Annotated in this window: 15 protein-coding genes; 7 read left to right on the top strand and 8 right to left on the bottom strand. The window is 69.7% G+C overall.

Annotation, left to right across the window (positions count from 1 at the left end):
- Positions 1 to 110: 110 nt before the first annotated feature.
- Together QFW96_RS17890 and QFW96_RS17885 are read left to right on the top strand one after the other, a co-directional pair.
- Entirely contained in the window at positions 111 to 1,412 is a 1,302-nt protein-coding gene (locus tag QFW96_RS17890) for a DUF1214 domain-containing protein (RefSeq protein WP_281456823.1), read from the top strand.
- 487 nt (positions 1,413 to 1,899) lie between these two features.
- Positions 1,900 to 2,340, top strand: coding sequence for a GreA/GreB family elongation factor (locus tag QFW96_RS17885; protein WP_281456822.1), 441 nt, complete (start codon positions 1,900 to 1,902; stop codon positions 2,338 to 2,340).
- Between the two features lie 27 nt (positions 2,341 to 2,367).
- On the opposite strand, the gene QFW96_RS17880 is transcribed toward QFW96_RS17885, so the two are convergent.
- On the bottom strand, positions 2,368 to 2,994 hold the full coding sequence (locus QFW96_RS17880; RefSeq protein WP_281456821.1) for a hydrolase: 627 nt from the start codon (positions 2,992 to 2,994) through the stop codon (positions 2,368 to 2,370).
- 196 nt (positions 2,995 to 3,190) lie between these two features.
- Here QFW96_RS17880 and QFW96_RS17875 point away from each other — a divergent pair, with 196 nt between their 5' ends.
- Positions 3,191 to 3,553 carry a hypothetical protein gene (locus tag QFW96_RS17875; RefSeq protein WP_281456820.1) on the top strand — a complete coding sequence of 121 codons (363 nt, stop codon included), beginning with the start codon at positions 3,191 to 3,193 and terminating at the stop codon, positions 3,551 to 3,553.
- 33 nt (positions 3,554 to 3,586) lie between these two features.
- Here the strand turns inward: QFW96_RS17875 and QFW96_RS17870 are convergent, their stop codons facing one another.
- Positions 3,587 to 4,375: an IclR family transcriptional regulator gene (locus tag QFW96_RS17870; protein ID WP_281456819.1), complete on the bottom strand. Its 789-nt coding sequence runs from the start codon at positions 4,373 to 4,375 to the stop codon at positions 3,587 to 3,589.
- A 142-nt stretch (positions 4,376 to 4,517) separates the two neighbouring features.
- On the opposite strand from QFW96_RS17870, the gene QFW96_RS17865 reads away from it, so the two are divergent.
- The 4 genes from QFW96_RS17865 (at position 4,518) to QFW96_RS17850 (ending at position 9,260) form a co-directional block, all read left to right on the top strand.
- Complete coding sequence (locus tag QFW96_RS17865) at positions 4,518 to 5,051, top strand: thioesterase family protein (RefSeq protein ID WP_281456818.1); 534 nt, start codon at positions 4,518 to 4,520, stop codon at positions 5,049 to 5,051.
- Positions 5,052 to 5,121: 70 nt separating this feature from the next.
- Entirely contained in the window at positions 5,122 to 6,282 is a 1,161-nt protein-coding gene (locus QFW96_RS17860; protein ID WP_281456817.1) for an acyl-CoA dehydrogenase family protein, read from the top strand.
- Positions 6,283 to 6,411: 129 nt separating this feature from the next.
- Positions 6,412 to 8,478 carry an acetate--CoA ligase family protein gene (locus QFW96_RS17855; protein ID WP_281456816.1) on the top strand — a complete coding sequence of 689 codons (2,067 nt, stop codon included), beginning with the start codon at positions 6,412 to 6,414 and terminating at the stop codon, positions 8,476 to 8,478.
- Positions 8,475 to 9,260, top strand: coding sequence for an enoyl-CoA hydratase-related protein (locus tag QFW96_RS17850; RefSeq protein ID WP_281456815.1), 786 nt, complete (start codon positions 8,475 to 8,477; stop codon positions 9,258 to 9,260). The genes QFW96_RS17855 and QFW96_RS17850 overlap by 4 nt, the downstream gene beginning before the upstream one ends.
- A gap of 78 nt (positions 9,261 to 9,338) precedes the next feature.
- Here the strand turns inward: QFW96_RS17850 and QFW96_RS17845 are convergent, their stop codons facing one another.
- From QFW96_RS17845 to QFW96_RS17820, 6 genes are all read right to left on the bottom strand, one after another.
- The gene (locus tag QFW96_RS17845; protein ID WP_281456814.1) at positions 9,339 to 10,091 is read right to left on the bottom strand and encodes an SDR family NAD(P)-dependent oxidoreductase; all 753 of its coding nucleotides are present in this window, start codon (positions 10,089 to 10,091) and stop codon (positions 9,339 to 9,341) included.
- A gap of 116 nt (positions 10,092 to 10,207) precedes the next feature.
- Positions 10,208 to 12,094, bottom strand: coding sequence for a GAF domain-containing protein (locus tag QFW96_RS17840; RefSeq protein WP_281456813.1), 1,887 nt, complete (start codon positions 12,092 to 12,094; stop codon positions 10,208 to 10,210).
- A gap of 40 nt (positions 12,095 to 12,134) precedes the next feature.
- The gene (locus QFW96_RS17835) at positions 12,135 to 13,406 is read right to left on the bottom strand and encodes a bifunctional 3,4-dihydroxy-2-butanone-4-phosphate synthase/GTP cyclohydrolase II (RefSeq protein ID WP_281456812.1); all 1,272 of its coding nucleotides are present in this window, start codon (positions 13,404 to 13,406) and stop codon (positions 12,135 to 12,137) included.
- A complete protein-coding gene (locus QFW96_RS17830; protein ID WP_281456811.1) occupies positions 13,403 to 13,909 on the bottom strand; it encodes a flavin reductase family protein in 507 nt (168 codons plus the stop codon). The genes QFW96_RS17835 and QFW96_RS17830 overlap by 4 nt, the downstream gene beginning before the upstream one ends.
- Positions 13,910 to 13,997: 88 nt before the next feature.
- Positions 13,998 to 15,086 carry an LLM class flavin-dependent oxidoreductase gene (locus QFW96_RS17825; protein ID WP_281456810.1) on the bottom strand — a complete coding sequence of 363 codons (1,089 nt, stop codon included), beginning with the start codon at positions 15,084 to 15,086 and terminating at the stop codon, positions 13,998 to 14,000.
- Between the two features lie 29 nt (positions 15,087 to 15,115).
- Positions 15,116 to 15,541 (bottom strand): nuclear transport factor 2 family protein, encoded by a 426-nt coding sequence (locus QFW96_RS17820; protein WP_281456809.1) that lies wholly within the window; start codon positions 15,539 to 15,541, stop codon positions 15,116 to 15,118.
- Between the last annotated feature and the right edge of the window lie 26 nt (positions 15,542 to 15,567).

Genomic DNA, 15,567 nt, shown 5'->3' with positions numbered 1-15,567 from the left:
CCATCCTCGCGTGCGCGTCATGTTCTCGGTATCGCTCCCGCACCCAGTGGGATCGAGGACGCGATTCGACTATCGTAATTGAACCGAGTTCAGATCAGTAGGGAGGCGATGTGTCCGACGATCGAACGACCGGCCTCGACGAGGACGCGCGGGCGGTCCAGGTGTGGGCCTACCCGCTCGTCTTCGCCCAGCGGGTACGTCTCAACTTCACCCAGCCGCTGGACCCGACCGCGGCACGACCGCTCAACTCCGCGGGTGCCCCGCTGAACACCCTCGGACATCAGCGTCGGCTCTCCGATCCGACGCTGACCGTCGGTGTCGCCCCCAACGTCGACACCCTCTACTCCGTCGCCTGGCTGGACGTCCAGCACAACAGCTTCACCTTGCGGTTCCCGGACTTCGGCACCCGATACGCGAGCTTCCAGGTCGCCCTACCTGACACCAGCACCCCGATCACGATCAGCGCACCGGCACAGGGCCAACGGCTGCCCGCGGTCTCGATCACGCGCGGACCGGCCCGGTGCGAGGTCACCGACGACGAAGTTCGACTGCACACCCCGTGGCGCTATGCCATGGTCGTCGGGCGGATCTTGGTCGAGCCGGAGGAATCGGGCGACGATCTCGCCACCGTTCATCGGCTGCAGGACTCCATCGAGCTGCAACGTCTGCCCGTCGACGACGTTCACCCGAATGCCGCCGACGACCTGGAACTCGCCCGCCTGTCCCGCGAGGACGAGACCACCGATCCCGACGCCTTCACGCGGGCGCTCCAGCAGGTCCTGGTCGACGCCGCACCTGCAGTAGTCGACGTCCCCCTCCGACGGGCGCTGACCCGAGTGCTGGACAACTCCTCTCCGCTGGAGGTCGCCGACGGTCTGCGACGCGGGCTCCAGGACATCGCCGACCACGTGCGCCGACTCGGCCGACCAGCCAACGGCTGGGCGATCAACGACACCGGAACCGACTTCGGCACCGACCACCTGCTGCGGGCCGCCGTAGCCCACTCGCAGATCTTCATCAACCCCGCCTCCGAAGCGCTGTACCCGGTCTGCGAAGTCGACTCCAACGGAGATCTCCTCGACGGCGGCGCATCGGACTACCGGCTGACGTTCGAAACCGGATCGCTGCCCCCGGTCGACGCGTTCTGGTCCCTGACCGCCTACCACGCGAAGGGCCTGCTGGTGGACAACGAGATCGGCCGATATGCCATCGGCGACCGCACTCCCGGGCTGGCCTACGGCAGGGACGGGTCGCTGACAATCAAGATCAGCACCGCGCGACCGGAGGCGACAGCGAACTGGCTCCCGGTGCCGGCAGGCCCGTTCCGGCTGATGCTCAGGCTCTACCGACCGACGACCACGAAATGGGACCCACCACCGGTGGTCCCGACACCCCTGCGATCAATGCCGTGATCACGTGTCTCGGTCGTCCGTCACGGTCAAGCAGCAACGTTGCGGCAGCGGGTGGTGGAGGATTCGCACACGTGTGAGGTGTTGAATTGTTCGTTTTCCACAGCGCCGTCCGCGTCGGGTTCTGCCACGATCGGCGTTGAACGGTGAGGTCACTTCACGGGAGGGCTGGTCATGGGCGTTGGCATCGCAGACACCGGCCGTGCTCCGACGGTGCTCGCCCCGCCCCCGGACCACCGCGGAACCTGGCTCAGACCGGTGCGTCCCCGGCGGCGAGAGCGCGCGAGCTGAACTTCACCTCCAGCGGTGCCCCGCCCAGCGAACGGGCCGGACGTCCAGGTGCCGCTTCGCGAGAGTCCGCGCTTTCCAGCCCGACCCGAACCTCGGACGAGAAATCCGGGCACCGTCGTGCCGAACGCGGACAACGCACTGCACCCGCCCCACCCGCTGCCCCGGTGACCGAGCCCGATCTATCGACAAGAGGAAGCCCATGACCACCACTCAAGGCCGTTGGATGACGCAGCAGGTCCACGACCGGCTGCGGGCGGAGCTCGCCGAGCTGCTCAACCGCCGTTCTGCTGCCGAGATCGACACCGAGTCCGACCCGCTGGTGGACGAGGGGCACCGACGTGCCCGCATCCGCGAGATCAGGGACCTGCTCAGCAACGCCGTGGTCGGCGAGCCGCCACCGGACGACGGGGTCGCCGAACCCGGGATGCTGCTGACCGTCCGGTTCGACGACGGCGAGACCGAGACCTTCTTGCTCGGCACGCGCGACGGAGCCGACGCCGACGGGCTCGCCGTCTACTCCCCCGAGTCTCCCCTAGGAGCCGCGCTGACCGGGGCCCGGCAGGGCGAGGAGCGGACCTACGACGTGCCCGGCGGAACCGTGCGGGTCACGCTCCTGAGGGCGGTGCCGCACCGCCCGTGAACCCGGCCCGGCAGGGCGGGCCGGTCGTCAGCCCTTCGCGCTGAGGTCGTCGAGCTTCGGGAAGTACCAGCGCATGATGCCCCGGAGCTCGTCGGCGTCCGGCCTGCCCCAGTCGCGCTGCAGCTCGGCGACCAGGGAGATGGCGGTGACCGGCTGGGCTCCCGCGCTGGTCATGCGGACCATGGCCTGCTCGTGCGCGGTGCTGCTGATGCCGCCGATCGCGTCGGCCACCGGGTACACCTCGTAGCCCTCGCGGAGCAGGTCCAGCGTCGGGAACGCCACGCACACCTCGGTCCACAGACCGGTCATGATGATCTTCTTCCGGCCGGTCGCCTCCACAGCGGCGCGGAAGTCCTCGTCCTCCCAGGAGTTCAGCGTCGTTCGGTCGATCTCCTTCGTCGCGGGCAGCGCATCGCGCAACTCGGCGATGGTGCCCGTGTTGACGCCGAGCTCGACACCGACGGTGCTCAGGACCACCGGCAGGTCGTAGGCCTGCGCGGCCCGCGCCACGGCGGTGATGTTGAGCATCAGCTCGTCATGCCCGATCGAACGGACGGTGCCGACCTGCTCGGGCTGGTAGTCGATGAGCACCAGCACCGCGTTGTCGGGTGTCAGCAAGTGGTCGTCAGCTCGCTTGGTGGTTTCGCCTGCCATGTCGATGACCTCCTGAAATCGATGCGATCTGCCCGCCGAGCCGCTCTGCTCCAGGATCGGCGTCGCGCGCCAGGTCTGCAGGAGACGCCGGATCCGGCCGATCCGCACGTCCCGCGCGCGAGTGGGCCGCGGGAGTTTGAGTTAGCCGCCCACCGGGTAGCAACGAGCTCGACCAGATCGGCGAAGGCAGGAAGTCATGGCTGACCACCCCCTCGAAGACATGTACGCGGCCAGGGAATCGCTCGACAGCGCCATGCGGAACTGCGCCGCGGCCGACCTGGTCTCCTTGGACTGGCCGCCGTTCGGCGCAGCACTGCTCGGGGTGTTGGGGTCCTTGCACAACCTGGCCCAGGAGCTGACCAACAAGCTCGATCAGGTCGATCGCGACCGCCTCTACCGCGAAGCGCTCCGGGACCACCCGCACGAAGCCCTGGACCGCGCGATCAGAGACCTCGAACGCATGAACGGCGTCCTCGCCTCCGCCATGCGCCACGCCGAGGAGTACTGGGAGGAGGCCCAGCACATCCACGAGGACACCCAGCCCCGCAGGCGGGAGTGAACCTCCCACCGACCACCACGAGGCGTCCGCGTTTCACGCCATCGCGGCAGCGATCTCCGAAGCGGCGTCGCGGGCCAGGGCACCGAGTTCGGCGAAGCGGGACTCCGGCACGCGGTCACGCGGACCCCAGATGCTGACGATGGCGAAGGGGCGGCGGCTGGTGTCCAACACCGGCGCCGCGACGCCGTACACCTGGGATTCCAGCTCGCCGACGCTGACGCTGTAACCCTGCTCCCGGATTTCGGCGAGTTCGGAGCGCAGCGCGTCCTGGTCGGTGCGGGTGGTGGCCGTGTACTCCGGCAGCGGGGAGGCGAGCATCGCTTCGACCTCGTCCTCCGGCAGCCAGGCCAGGAACGCCTTGCCGGCCGACGTCGCGTGGATCGGGACCTGCCGGCCGAGCCAGCGAGCGCTGAGCACCACGGGCGGCACCACTTCGTCCACGTAGGTCAGCCCGAGCCGCTGCACGACGGCGAGGTTCGCCGTCTCGCCGGTCTTCCGGCTCAGGCGCTCCAGAACGTCGTGGGCGCGCCGCACCAGCACGTCCACACCCGCAGTGGCCGCCATCCGGCTGATCGCGAAGCCGATCGCGTAGCGGTTGGTGACCGGGTCGCGCTCGATCAGCCCGTGGTGTTCCAGCGTGGCGAGCAGCCGCCACGCGGTCGCGCGGTTGAGCCCGCAGTCCGCAGCGAGTTCGGCGGCAGGCCTCCCCTCCGGGGAGCTCGCCGCCACCGCGTTGAGCAGCGCCACCGCGCGGTCGACCGACTGCACGCGGCCGGCCGAGGACTTGTGTTCGTCCTGGTCATGGGCTGCCTCCACACTCATGCCCCCACCCTAGGGGATCGATTTCGCGGCGCTGCGCGTGGCGCCGTCCGCTCAGCCGGCTCGGTCCAAGCGTCTTGACGCCTCTGCAACCCGTCTCGTAGCGTCGCACATTACGAACTAGCGCCGCACATTGCGAGACATTATGGATCGAGTGGTTACTCCTTACGAAGGCAGCGGACGTCGCCCGTGGGACGACGCTGCGGAAGTACCGGCACCGCTACGGCTGCACCGCACGCCCGTCAGCTCGCGATGGGTTGACTACAACGGCCACATGAGCGAGTCCTGCTACCTGCTGGTGTTCGGCGACAACTCGGACGCGTTCTTCCGCTACCTCGGCATCGACGAGCAGTACCGGGAAGGCGGGCACTCGCTCTACACAGTGGAGACCCACATCCACAACCGCCGCGAAGCCGTCGAAGGCGAGCCGTTGACGCTCAGCCTGCAGGTGCTCGATCACGACACCAGGCGAGTGCACCTCTTCCACGAGATGCGCCACGGGCAGACCGACGTGCTGCTCGCCACGGCCGAGCATCTGCTGGTGCACGTCGACATCGACCGCGGCAGGTCCAGCGATCTGCCGCACCACCTGCAACACCGGCTGGCCGCCATCCACCGGTCGCACGCCGCCCTTCCGGTCCCGGACGTCGTCGGCCGCCCCATGGGCATCCGGCGCTGACCGGCGTGCTCCGACCTCCGGGAAAACACCCGCTCGCTGCACACGAGCAACAGCATTCGAGGAGCGCACCGTGGATTTCGCCCTGACCGACGAACAGCGGATCATCGTCGACACCGTGCGGAAGTTCGTGGCCACCGAACTGGAACCGCACGAAGAGGCAGTCGAGCGCCTGGACGAAGTCCCGCCCGACATCGCCGAACGCATCCGGCGCAAAGCCCTCGAAGCCGGCCTCTACGCCGCCAACATGCCCGCCGAACTGGGTGGTGGCGGCTTGGACGCCACCGCGATCACGCTGGTGGAACGGGAACTCGGTCGCACCAGCTTCGCGCTGCAGATGCTCGTCGCCCGCCCGAGCAACATCCTGCAGGCCTGCGAAGGCGAACAGCGCGACCGCTACCTCATGCCCGCGATCCGCGGCGAGCGCCACGACTGCCTGGCCATGACCGAACCCGGCGCGGGCTCGGACGTGCGGTCCATGACCACCCGTGCCGTGCGCGACGGCAGCGACTACGTGCTCAACGGGACCAAGCACTTCATCAGCCACGCCGACACCTCCGACTTCGTCGTGCTGTTCGCCGCCACCGGCACCGAGCAGACACCGCGCGGCCCGAAGAACCTCATCACCGCGTTCCTGGTGGACCTCGACGCACCCGGGCTGACCGTTCGCCAGGGGTCGGCGTGCGTCTCGCACCGCGGCTACCACCAGTGCGAGCTCATCTTCGACGACTGCCGGATCCCGGCCGGGCAGCGGCTCGGCGAGGAAGGCAGGGGATTCGATCTGATGGGCCAGTGGTTGGGAGCCAGCCGGCTGAGCGTCGCGGCCACCAGCGTCGGCCGCGGGCGGCGAGTGCTGGAGATGGCCACCCGGTGGGCGGCGGAACGACAGCAGTTCGGCCAGCCCATCGGCAAGTTCCAGGGCGTCGGGTTCCAGTTGGCCGACATGGCAACCGAACTCGACGCAGCCGAACTCCTGACCCTGCGCGCCGCCGCCAAGTTGGACAGCGGCGACATGTCCGACCAGGACGCGGCGATGGCCAAGCTGTTCGCATCCGAGGCGCTGGGACGAATCACCGACCGCGCGCTGCAGATCTTCGGCGGCATGGGCCTGATGGCGGAACTGCCCGTCGAACGGTTCTGGCGCGACGCTCGCGTGGAGCGGATCTGGGACGGCACCAGCGAAATCCAGCGCCACATCATCTCGCGCTCGCTGCTCCGCCCGCTGGGCGCCTGAGCCTCACGAGTTCGGGAGCGACCGTTCCGGCTCTCACCCGGACAACCCATCATCCGCGAGCCCCGAGGGTGCGTCATGAGCGTTGATCCACTTCCCCCTTCCACATCACGACAAGACAACCTCCGCCGGATGCTGGCGCCCCGGCACATCGCTGTGTTCGGGGGCGACACCGCGGCCGAAGCGATCAGGCAATGCCGCCGGGTCGGCTTCGGCGGACCCATCTGGCCGGTGCACCCGACCCGGAGCACCATCGAGGGCTTGCCGTGCTACCGCACCACCGCTGATCTCCCCGACGCACCTGACGCCGCGTTCGTCGCGGTACCGAGAGAGGCGACCGTCGACGTGGTCGCCGATCTCGCAGCACGTGGCACCGGCGGAGTGGTCTGCCACGCCTCCGGTTTCGCCGAGCACGGCACCGACGGCGCGGCCCTGCAGCAGTCCCTTGTGGACGCTGCGGCCGACATGGCGCTGGTCGGCCCGAACTGCATCGGCACCCTCAACTACCTCGACGGCGCCGCGCTGTGGCCGGACCAGCACGGCGGCCGGCAGGTCGAGCGCGGAGTCGCGGTCATCACCCAGAGCGGCAACATCGGCCAGAACCTCACCATGCAACGCCGCTCGCTCCCCCTCGCGCAACTGATCACCCTCGGCAACGGCGCTGTGACCGGCGTCGCCGACCTCGTCGAGGCGATGCTGGCCGACTCCCGCATCACCGCGATCGGCCTGCACTTGGAGGGCATCGACGACGTCGCAGGTCTGTCCAGGGTCGGGCTCCGAGCGCTGCGCGCAGGAGTACCGGTGGTGGTGCTGAAATCGGGCACCTCCGAACTCGGAGCGCGCGCCAACCTCAGCCACACCAGCTCGCTCGCGGGCTCCGACGTCCTCTGCGACGCGCTGTTCCGGCGACTGGGCATGGCCCGCGCGCACAACGTCGAAACCTTCGTGGAGACCCTGAAGTTCCTGCACGTGCACGGCGCACTGCCCGGCAACCGCATCACCTCCGCCAGCTGCTCCGGCGGCGAAGCGGCGCTGGTGGCGGATCTGGCAGAACGGCACGGACTCGAACTGCCTCCGCTCCCGGCCCGCACCGAGACGAGTCTGCGGCAACTGCTCGGCGACCGGGTCGCCGTGGCCAATCCGCTCGACTACCACACCTACATCTGGGGCGATCTCCCCGCGCAGACCGCGTGCTTCACCGAAGTGCTCGACACCGGTCTCGACTGCCACCTGCTGGTGGTCGACTTCCCCCGCGACGACCGCTGCGTCGACGGCCCCTGGACGACGACCGCGGACGCGCTGCTGGCCGCCCACCGCGCCGTGTCCGGAACGGCGTGCGTGGTCAGCTCGCTCCCCGAGGGACTCCCGGAGCCGGTGGGCGAACGACTGCTCGACGCGGGCATCGCACCGATGCAGGGCATCCGCGACTGCCTCGCGGCCATCGCCGCCGCCGTGCACATCGGTGAGGCGCAGCGGAGAGCAGAAGCACTGTCCCCGTTGCCGACCCCGACGACGGCCACCGAAGCGCACCACCAGCTCGACGAGCGGACCGGCAAGACCGAGCTAGCGGTCGCCGGACTCACCGTCCCCGAGGGCGTGCTGACCGCCGCCCACGCCGCACCGGATGCCGCCGCCGGACTCGGATTCCCGGTGGTGGTCAAGGCCGTATCAACCGATCTGGCGCACAAGAGCGAAGTCGGCGGCGTGCGCGTGGGCCTGACCAGCCGCGAACAAGTGCGCGACGCCGTGGCGGAGATGGCCGCGCTGACCGATGAGTTCCTGGTCGAGCACATGGTCCAGGGAGCGGTCGCCGAGCTCCTGGTGGGAGTGCGCCGCGACCCCCGGTTCGGCCTCGCTCTGACGCTCGGTGCGGGCGGCGTCCTCGTGGAACTGGTGCGGGACACCGCGACCCTGCTGCTGCCCGCGACGCGCGGGCAGATCGAAGAAGCTCTGCGCGGACTCCGGATCTGGCCGCTGCTGGCGGGTTTCCGGGGACCCGGCGCCGACGTGCCCGCCGTGCTGGACGCGATCACCGCCGTCGCCGAGCACGCGCGCAGCGACGACCGGCTCGTGGAACTGGACGTGAACCCGCTGCTGGCGCTTCCGAACGCGGCCGTGGCGGTGGACGTCCTGGTCCGGAAGACGGCCGCGAGCGACGAAGCTTCCACACGACGACGAACGGGGACTCGAATCCGATGACTGAACGAGTGCGCACCGACATCCACGGCGGTGTCCTGACGGTGACGTTGGACCGCCCCAAGGCCAACGCGATCGACGTGGCCACCAGCCAGGCGCTGCACGCGGCGTTCGACCTCCTGCGGCGCGAGGACTCGCTGCGCGTCGCAGTGCTGACCGGGGCCGGCGACCGGTTCTTCTCCGCAGGCTGGGACCTCAAGGCCGCGGCCCAGGGCGAGGACATCGACGCCGACCACGGCCCCACCGGCTTCGCCGGGCTCACCGAGTTCTTCACCCTCGACAAGCCGGTGATCGCCGCGGTCAACGGGCTGGCGCTCGGCGGCGGGTTCGAGCTCGCCCTCGCGGCCGACCTCGTCGTGGCAGCCGAGCACGCGGAGTTCGCGCTCCCCGAGGTCAACCTGGGGATGGTCGCGGACTCCGGCGGCGTGCTCCGGTTGCCGAAGCGCCTGCCAGCAGCGATCGCATCCGACCTGCTGCTCACCGGCCGCCGCATGACGGCATCCGAAGCACAGCGCTGGGGCCTGATCAACCGGGTGGTCCCGGCCGCGGACCTGGTGGACCGGGCGACCGAGATGGCCGATCGGATCTGCGCGGCCGCACCGCTGGCGACCGCCGCGGTCAAGGAGATCATCCGCCGAACCGAGTCGCTGGACGTCGAATCCGGCTACCACCTGCTGCGCAGCGGCGACCTGCCGAACTACCGAGCAATGCTCGACTCGGCGGACGCCGAGGAAGGTCCCCGCGCCTTCGCCGAGAAGCGCCCTCCTCGCTGGGAAGGCCGATGACCTGGTGCGAATCGCCCGAACACGGGAAATCCTGGAGTTCACGTCCCCTCGGACGCGGAAGAACCGCTGGAAGCGGGGTCAGAAGTTGCCCTTGCTGGACCAACCGCCGTCCACGGGGTAGGTCAGCCCGGTGAGGAACGAGCCCTCGCGGAAGAAGTAGGCGGCCATCGAGGCGATCTCGGCGGGGTCGCCGAGCCGTCGGATCATGTGCGCGTCGGCGTTGGCCCGGCGCATCTCCTCGGTGATGTCCGCGAGGATCGGGGTGTCGATGGTGCCGGGGGCGATCGCGTTGATCAGGATGTTGTGCTTGGCGTACTCGTACGCGGCCTGCCTCGTCAGGCCGGCGACGCCCGCCTTCGCCGCGGTGTAGGACGCGAGGTTCGGCAACCCGCGAAGCGCGGCGAGCGAGGAGATGTTCACGATCCGGCCGCCACCGGTGTCGATCATCCCGGGGATGACCGCGCGCATGCCCAGCCACGGGCCCTTGAGGTCGGTGTCGATGACCTGCTGCCAGGCCTCCTCGGTCAAGCCCACGACGGTGTCCTCGCTGAGCAGGTTCACCACGCCGGCCACGTTCGCGAGGTGGTCGATGCGGCCGTGCTTCTCGCGCACAGCGCTCGTGGCCTTCGACCACGCGTCGGCGGAGCGCACGTCGAGCCACACCGATTCGCCGGATCCGCCCGCGTTCCCGATCTCCTCCACGGTTCCGTCCGTCGGCTGGATGTCGGCGCACACCACGTGCGCGCCGTCTTCGGCGAGCCGCAACGCGGTGGCCCGGCCGATGCCCTGCGTGGCGCCGGTGACGAGTGCGATGCTGCCGGAAAGGGACATGCTGGCCTCCGGGTGTGCTGCGGATGCGGTGTCGTTCCCCAGTCAACGACCGGAAACCGCAGCGGCAGAAGGGCGACTTCCCGGCGTCGTTGTGCACGTCCACAATCGACGGGTGTCTAGCAGCCCGCGAGGTCCAGGATCTGGAAGGCCATCCGCGCGCACAGCAGCGAGTCCAAAGTGGTCGGATCCTGCCGGATGTGCTCGCGGATCTTGCCGAGCCGGTAGCGGACGGTGTTCTCGTGCACGTTCAGCGCGCTCGCCGTGGCCTGCGCCTTGCCCTCGGCGGCCACGAACGCGCGCCACGTCGCCAGCAGCGTGCCGTCGTCGTGCTGTTCGAGCGGCCGGATGAGCTCGTGCGCGAAGTGGACGGCTTCCTTCACCCGTCCGCTGGCCACCACCACCCGGAACAGGCCCAGCTCGTCGGCGGTCAGCACCCCGCCGCACCAGCCGAACGAGCGCGCCAGGTCGTCGATCTCGCGCAGCTCGCGGTGCGCGATCGGGAAGTCCTCGGCCTTGCGACACGTCCCGGAGATCACCGCGGTGCGGATGTTCAGCCGCGGCGACAGCGCGGAGAGCACCCCTGATGCCGCGTCGCGCAGCGCTCCCGGCTCGGTGACGCCCTCGTCCTCGCGGCGCAGGCCGACCAGCACGATGATGACGCCGGGCAAGCTCACCGCGAGCGGTTCCGCGCTGCCCAGCTCCTTGGCCAGCTGCCCGACCACCAGTCGTCGTGCGGCCGAGCCGCTCACCTGCGGTGCGGTGCTGTCCAGGGAGAAGCGCACCAGCACGTGCGGCTCGGACAGGTCGATGCCGAACTGGGGCCCTCGGCGACCCAGCTGTTCCGCGTTCCGGGTGTTGCGCAGCAGGTCGGACAAGTAGTCCTCGCGGGCCTGCCCCTCGGCCTCGGCCTGCCGCCGCTCGGAGAGGATCTGCAGCGACAGCACCGTGGCGCCGTGCTCGGCGAGCTTGGTGTCCAGGCGCTGCAGGCTGCGCCCCACCTCGACGATGCTGAGGTACCCGCTCGGGGTCCCCTCGATGATGAGCCGGCACATCAGGTGCCTGCGACCGAGGCCGATGGCGAGGGTTTGCGGGACCACGGCCGAGGGGCGGTTGGCGGACAGCGCCTGCAGGGTGTCGTGCACCGAGGGCATGGCCCGGATGTTGGCGGCGAGCACCGGGGGCTGCGTCATCTTCAGACCCGCGGGTGCCGCCCAGGCCAGCACCTCGAAGTCCTCGCCGTAGAGGACCACCGGCTTCGCGGACAGGTCGCTGAGCAGTCGGACGACGGTCTGGATGTCGGCGCCGTCGAGCACCGCGTTGGTCAGCTTCTGGTGCACGTCGGCGAGGTAGGCCAGGCTGTTCTTCTGCTGCACGACCTCGGCGGTCTGCTTCTTGAGCCGGGCGTTGAGCATCGCTTGCCGGATGAACAGCGCGCCCAGTCCGGCGAACAGCTCGGCGAGCGCGATGTCCTCGTCGGTGTAGGTGTGCTCCTGCTCCTCGTTGTCGACGAAGATCAGGCCGATCACCTCGTCGTCGAACACCAGCGGCACGCCGAGCATGGCGCGCACCCGCCAGTACTCCATGGTGCGCCGGTGCGGCCGCGAGTCCCCCGGCACGTCGCTGATCAGCACGGGTGCGGCCGTGGTGATCACTTCGCGGCTGAAGTGATCACCGGGAATGCCGGCCTCCTGGGCCTGGACGGCGGCGCTGATGTCGCCCTCGACCTCGCTGTAGCCCGCCGCACCGCGGAAGCGGTCGTCGTTGCCGCGCAGGTACACCGAGCAGCGGGTGACGCCGAGCAGGTGGCACAGCTGCTTGCCGACCAGGCACAGCAGGTCCTCCTGGTTCGCCGAGGTGATCGCCTCGTTGGTGATCTCGCCGAAGGCGATGATCACATCGCGTTCGCGGTGCGCGACGTCCACCCACGACGAGGTGCATCCGGGCTGCTCTCCGGGCCTCGGCGCGGGCGGGTCGGGCAGCGCGCCGACCGTCTGCTCGTGCATGGGCTCGCCTCACCGTTGGTTGGGCACACTGTGCCCCAGGTCACCCCGCCGGGTCCATACCTCGCTCGGGCGGAGCCTGCGGTCGGCTCGTGGGCAGCGCGTGACCGAGCCGGTCGCGCTTCGTGCGCAGGTACCGGACGTTGTGCGGAGTCGGCACCGTCGGCAGGTGCACGCGGGAGACGATGTCGAGCGCGTAGCCGTCGAGGCCGCCGTACTTGGCCGGGTTGTTCGTGATCAGCCGCAGCCGGCGGATGCCGAGGTCACCGAGGATCTGCGCACCGGTCCCGTAGCTGCGCGAATCCACCGGCAGCCCTTGGGCGGTGTTCGCGTCGACGGTGTCCAAGCCCTGCTCCTGCAACGCGTAGGCGCGGATCTTGTGCGCCAGCCCGATCCCGCGCCCCTCGTGGCCGCGGAGGTAGACCACCGCTCCGCAGCCCTCCTCGGCGATGGCGCGCAGCGCCTGCTCCAGCTGCGCTCCGCAGTCGCAGCGCAGCGAACCGAGGATGTCCCCGGTCAGGCATTCGCTGTGCACCCGCACGAGGACGCCCGCCGCCGATCGGCCCGCGTCGGCGACATCGCCCATCACCAGCGCCAGGTGCTCGGTGCCGTCCAGGGTGCTGCGGTAGGCCACCGCCCGGAAGTCCCCGAACTCGGTGGGCATCGTGGAGGTGGCGATCGGTTCCACCAGGCGCTCGGTGGCCCGGCGGTAGCGCACCAGGTCGGCGATGTGCAGCACGGGCAGGTCGTGCTCGGCGGCGAACGCGCGCAGCTCGGCACCGCGCCGCATGCCTCCGTCGTCGGACACCACTTCGCTGATCACCCCGACGTCCCCGGCACCGGCCATGCCGACCAGGTCCACGGCCGCCTCGGTGTGCCCGGCGCGCACCAGCACGCCGCCCTCCTTGGCGCGCAGCGGGAACACGTGACCGGGGCGGCGCAGGTCGGCGGGCCGGGTCACCGGGTCGGCGAGCGCGCGGACCGTCGCGGTGCGATCCGGAGCGGACACTCCCGTTCCGGTGCTGCTGTGGTCGACGCTGACGGTGAAGGCGGTGCCGTGCGAGTCGGTGTTGTCGGTGACCATCTGCCGCAGCTGCAGGCCGTCCGCCCGCTCGGGCGTCATCGGGGCGCACACGATGCCGGTGGTGTGCCGCACCAGGAAGGCCATCTGGGCGGGGGTGATGCCCGACGCGGCGGCGACGAGGTCGCCCTCGTCCTCCCGGTCGGCATCGTCGATCACCAGGATCATCCGGCCCCGCGCGAGCGCGGCCACCGCGTGCTGGACCGCCTCGCTCGGCGGCGGACCGGCAGTCATGGCTGCCCCCGGAACGCGGTGTGCGTCCCGAACCGCCGCTGGTGGTAGGTCAGCGGCGCGGTGCCCCGAGCATCGGCGTCCAGGATCGCGCCGATCGCGATGACGTGATCACCGCCGTCGACCAGACCGCTCACCTCGCACGCCAGCCACCCGGACGCCCCGTCCAGCCGGGGAAGCCCGCCCGCCGGACACCACCGGACGCCGTGGAACTTCGCGGACCCCTTGCGCGCGAACTGCTTGGCGAGTGCGGACTGCCCGTCGGCGAGCACGTTGACGCCGAACCGGTCGCTGCGGCGCACCAACGCGAGCAGCTCGGACGCCCGGTCCAGCGCCACCAGCACCATCGGCGGGTTCAGGGACAGCGAGGCGAACGCGCTCACGGTCGTGCCGTGCGGCCGGTCGCCGTCCATCGCGGTCACCACCGACACCGGGGTGCACACCCCGGCCATCACCTCTCGGAACGCCGTCGCCCGCTGCTCCGGCGTGGTCATCACCGAATCCACGATCACTGCACCCCTTCCCGTCAGCCGTGGTGCGCGGAGCCGCGACCCGAGACGTCCGCGCCGCGGATCCCGGATCGCGGCGAGCGGTTCAGACCGTCGCTGAAGTGCGGGCCTTCATCTTGTGCAGTTCGGGAACGACCTTCTCGCCGAACAGCTTCAGGCTCGCTTCGGCCTTCTCGAACGGCAGGCCGCCGAAGCAGAACGCGGCGTTGGCCATCAGGTCGCCGCCGAGGTCGCGGCGGTGCGCGTACTTCTCCACGATCTGCTCGGGAGTGCCGTAGGCGTTGGCCTCCACGTAGGCCTCCGCGGCCGCTTCCATGCCGGCTTCCCGGATCATGTCCGCGCCGACCTGGTACGCCTCGTAGCCCTTGGTCTCGCGCCAGTGCGAGCCGGCGAAGTCGTAGTGCTTGATGACCGACATGAAGTAGCGCGAGATGTGCTCGTGCGCCACGCGCTTGGCCTCCTCCGGGTCCTCGTGGCAGTACACGAAGTCCTGGATCAGGGGCGGGCCGGGCTCGGAACCGTGGTTCTCCCGGTGCAGGTCGCGCCACCGGTTGATGGCCTCGGCGTGCTGCTCGAACGGGTACTGCATGAAGGTCATCAGCTGCACGCCGAGCTTCGCGATCGCCGGGATGGAATCCGGCGACATGGCGACGCCGAACAACCTGCCGTCCCAGGACCGCCCGTTCGGTCCGGGGCGGACGGTGACGCGGGGCTGGTCGTAGAACGGTCCGCTGTTCTCCACGTGACCGGTGCGCAGCCCGTTCATGATCATCGGAGCGGCTTCGTCGAAGCGCCCGCGCGCCTCGTTCATGTCCACCCGGAAGCCCTCGTACTCCATCTTCGCCAGGCCCCGGCCCATGCCGAACAGCACGCGGCCGTCCGACACGTGGTCGAGCATGGTGATCTTCTCGACGACCCGCAGCGGGTCGTTCCACGGCAGGATCACCGCTCCCGTGCCCAGCTTGATCCGGGACGTCTTGCCCGCGAGGTAGGACAGCACTTGCACGTTGTCCGGGCACATCGAGTAGTCGTCGAAGTGGTGCTCGGCGGACCACACGGAATCGAACCCGTACTGCTCGGCCAACACCCCGAAGTTCAGCTCGCGGGTGAAGACCTCCTCATCGCTCATGTCTTCGTACCAGTTCTGGAACACGAGCAGGGTGCCGACGTCCATCTCAATCTCCTTTGATCGATCGGTGCGTGTCAGGCCGCGAGGAAGATCGCGCGGGTGTGCTCGGTGTCGAGGAATTCCTTGACGCTCTGGATCAGGCCGTCCCGAACCTCGAACGCGAAGTGGTAGAGGTTGTTGTAGACGCGGCCGTTGGTGAGCTCCGAATAGGACTCGGTCTCCACGGCCACCCGATCGCCCTCGGCGGTCCAGGCGTGCGGGGTCAGCCGGATCGCTCCGGTCACCGTCAGAGTGGACAGCCCGGCGAGCATCTCGCCGAACTCCTCCTTGTTCTTGGTTCCCGAAATCCCCTCGATCGTGCCGCCCACCCACCAGGTGGCGGAGTCCGAGAGGTACGACAGGATCTTCTCGACGTCGCCGGTCGAGAAGACCTCCATGAACTCGGCGACGAGTTCCTTGTTCTTCTGCGCGAGCGTTCTCTCAGCGGCCTCAGCACTCATGGACTGCTCCCTCGTCGAACCGGCGA

The organism is Saccharopolyspora ipomoeae (assembly GCF_029952525.1).
Taxonomy (GTDB): Bacteria; Actinomycetota; Actinomycetes; order Mycobacteriales; family Pseudonocardiaceae; genus Saccharopolyspora; species Saccharopolyspora ipomoeae.
This window is presented reverse-complemented; position numbering and strand designations above follow the sequence as displayed.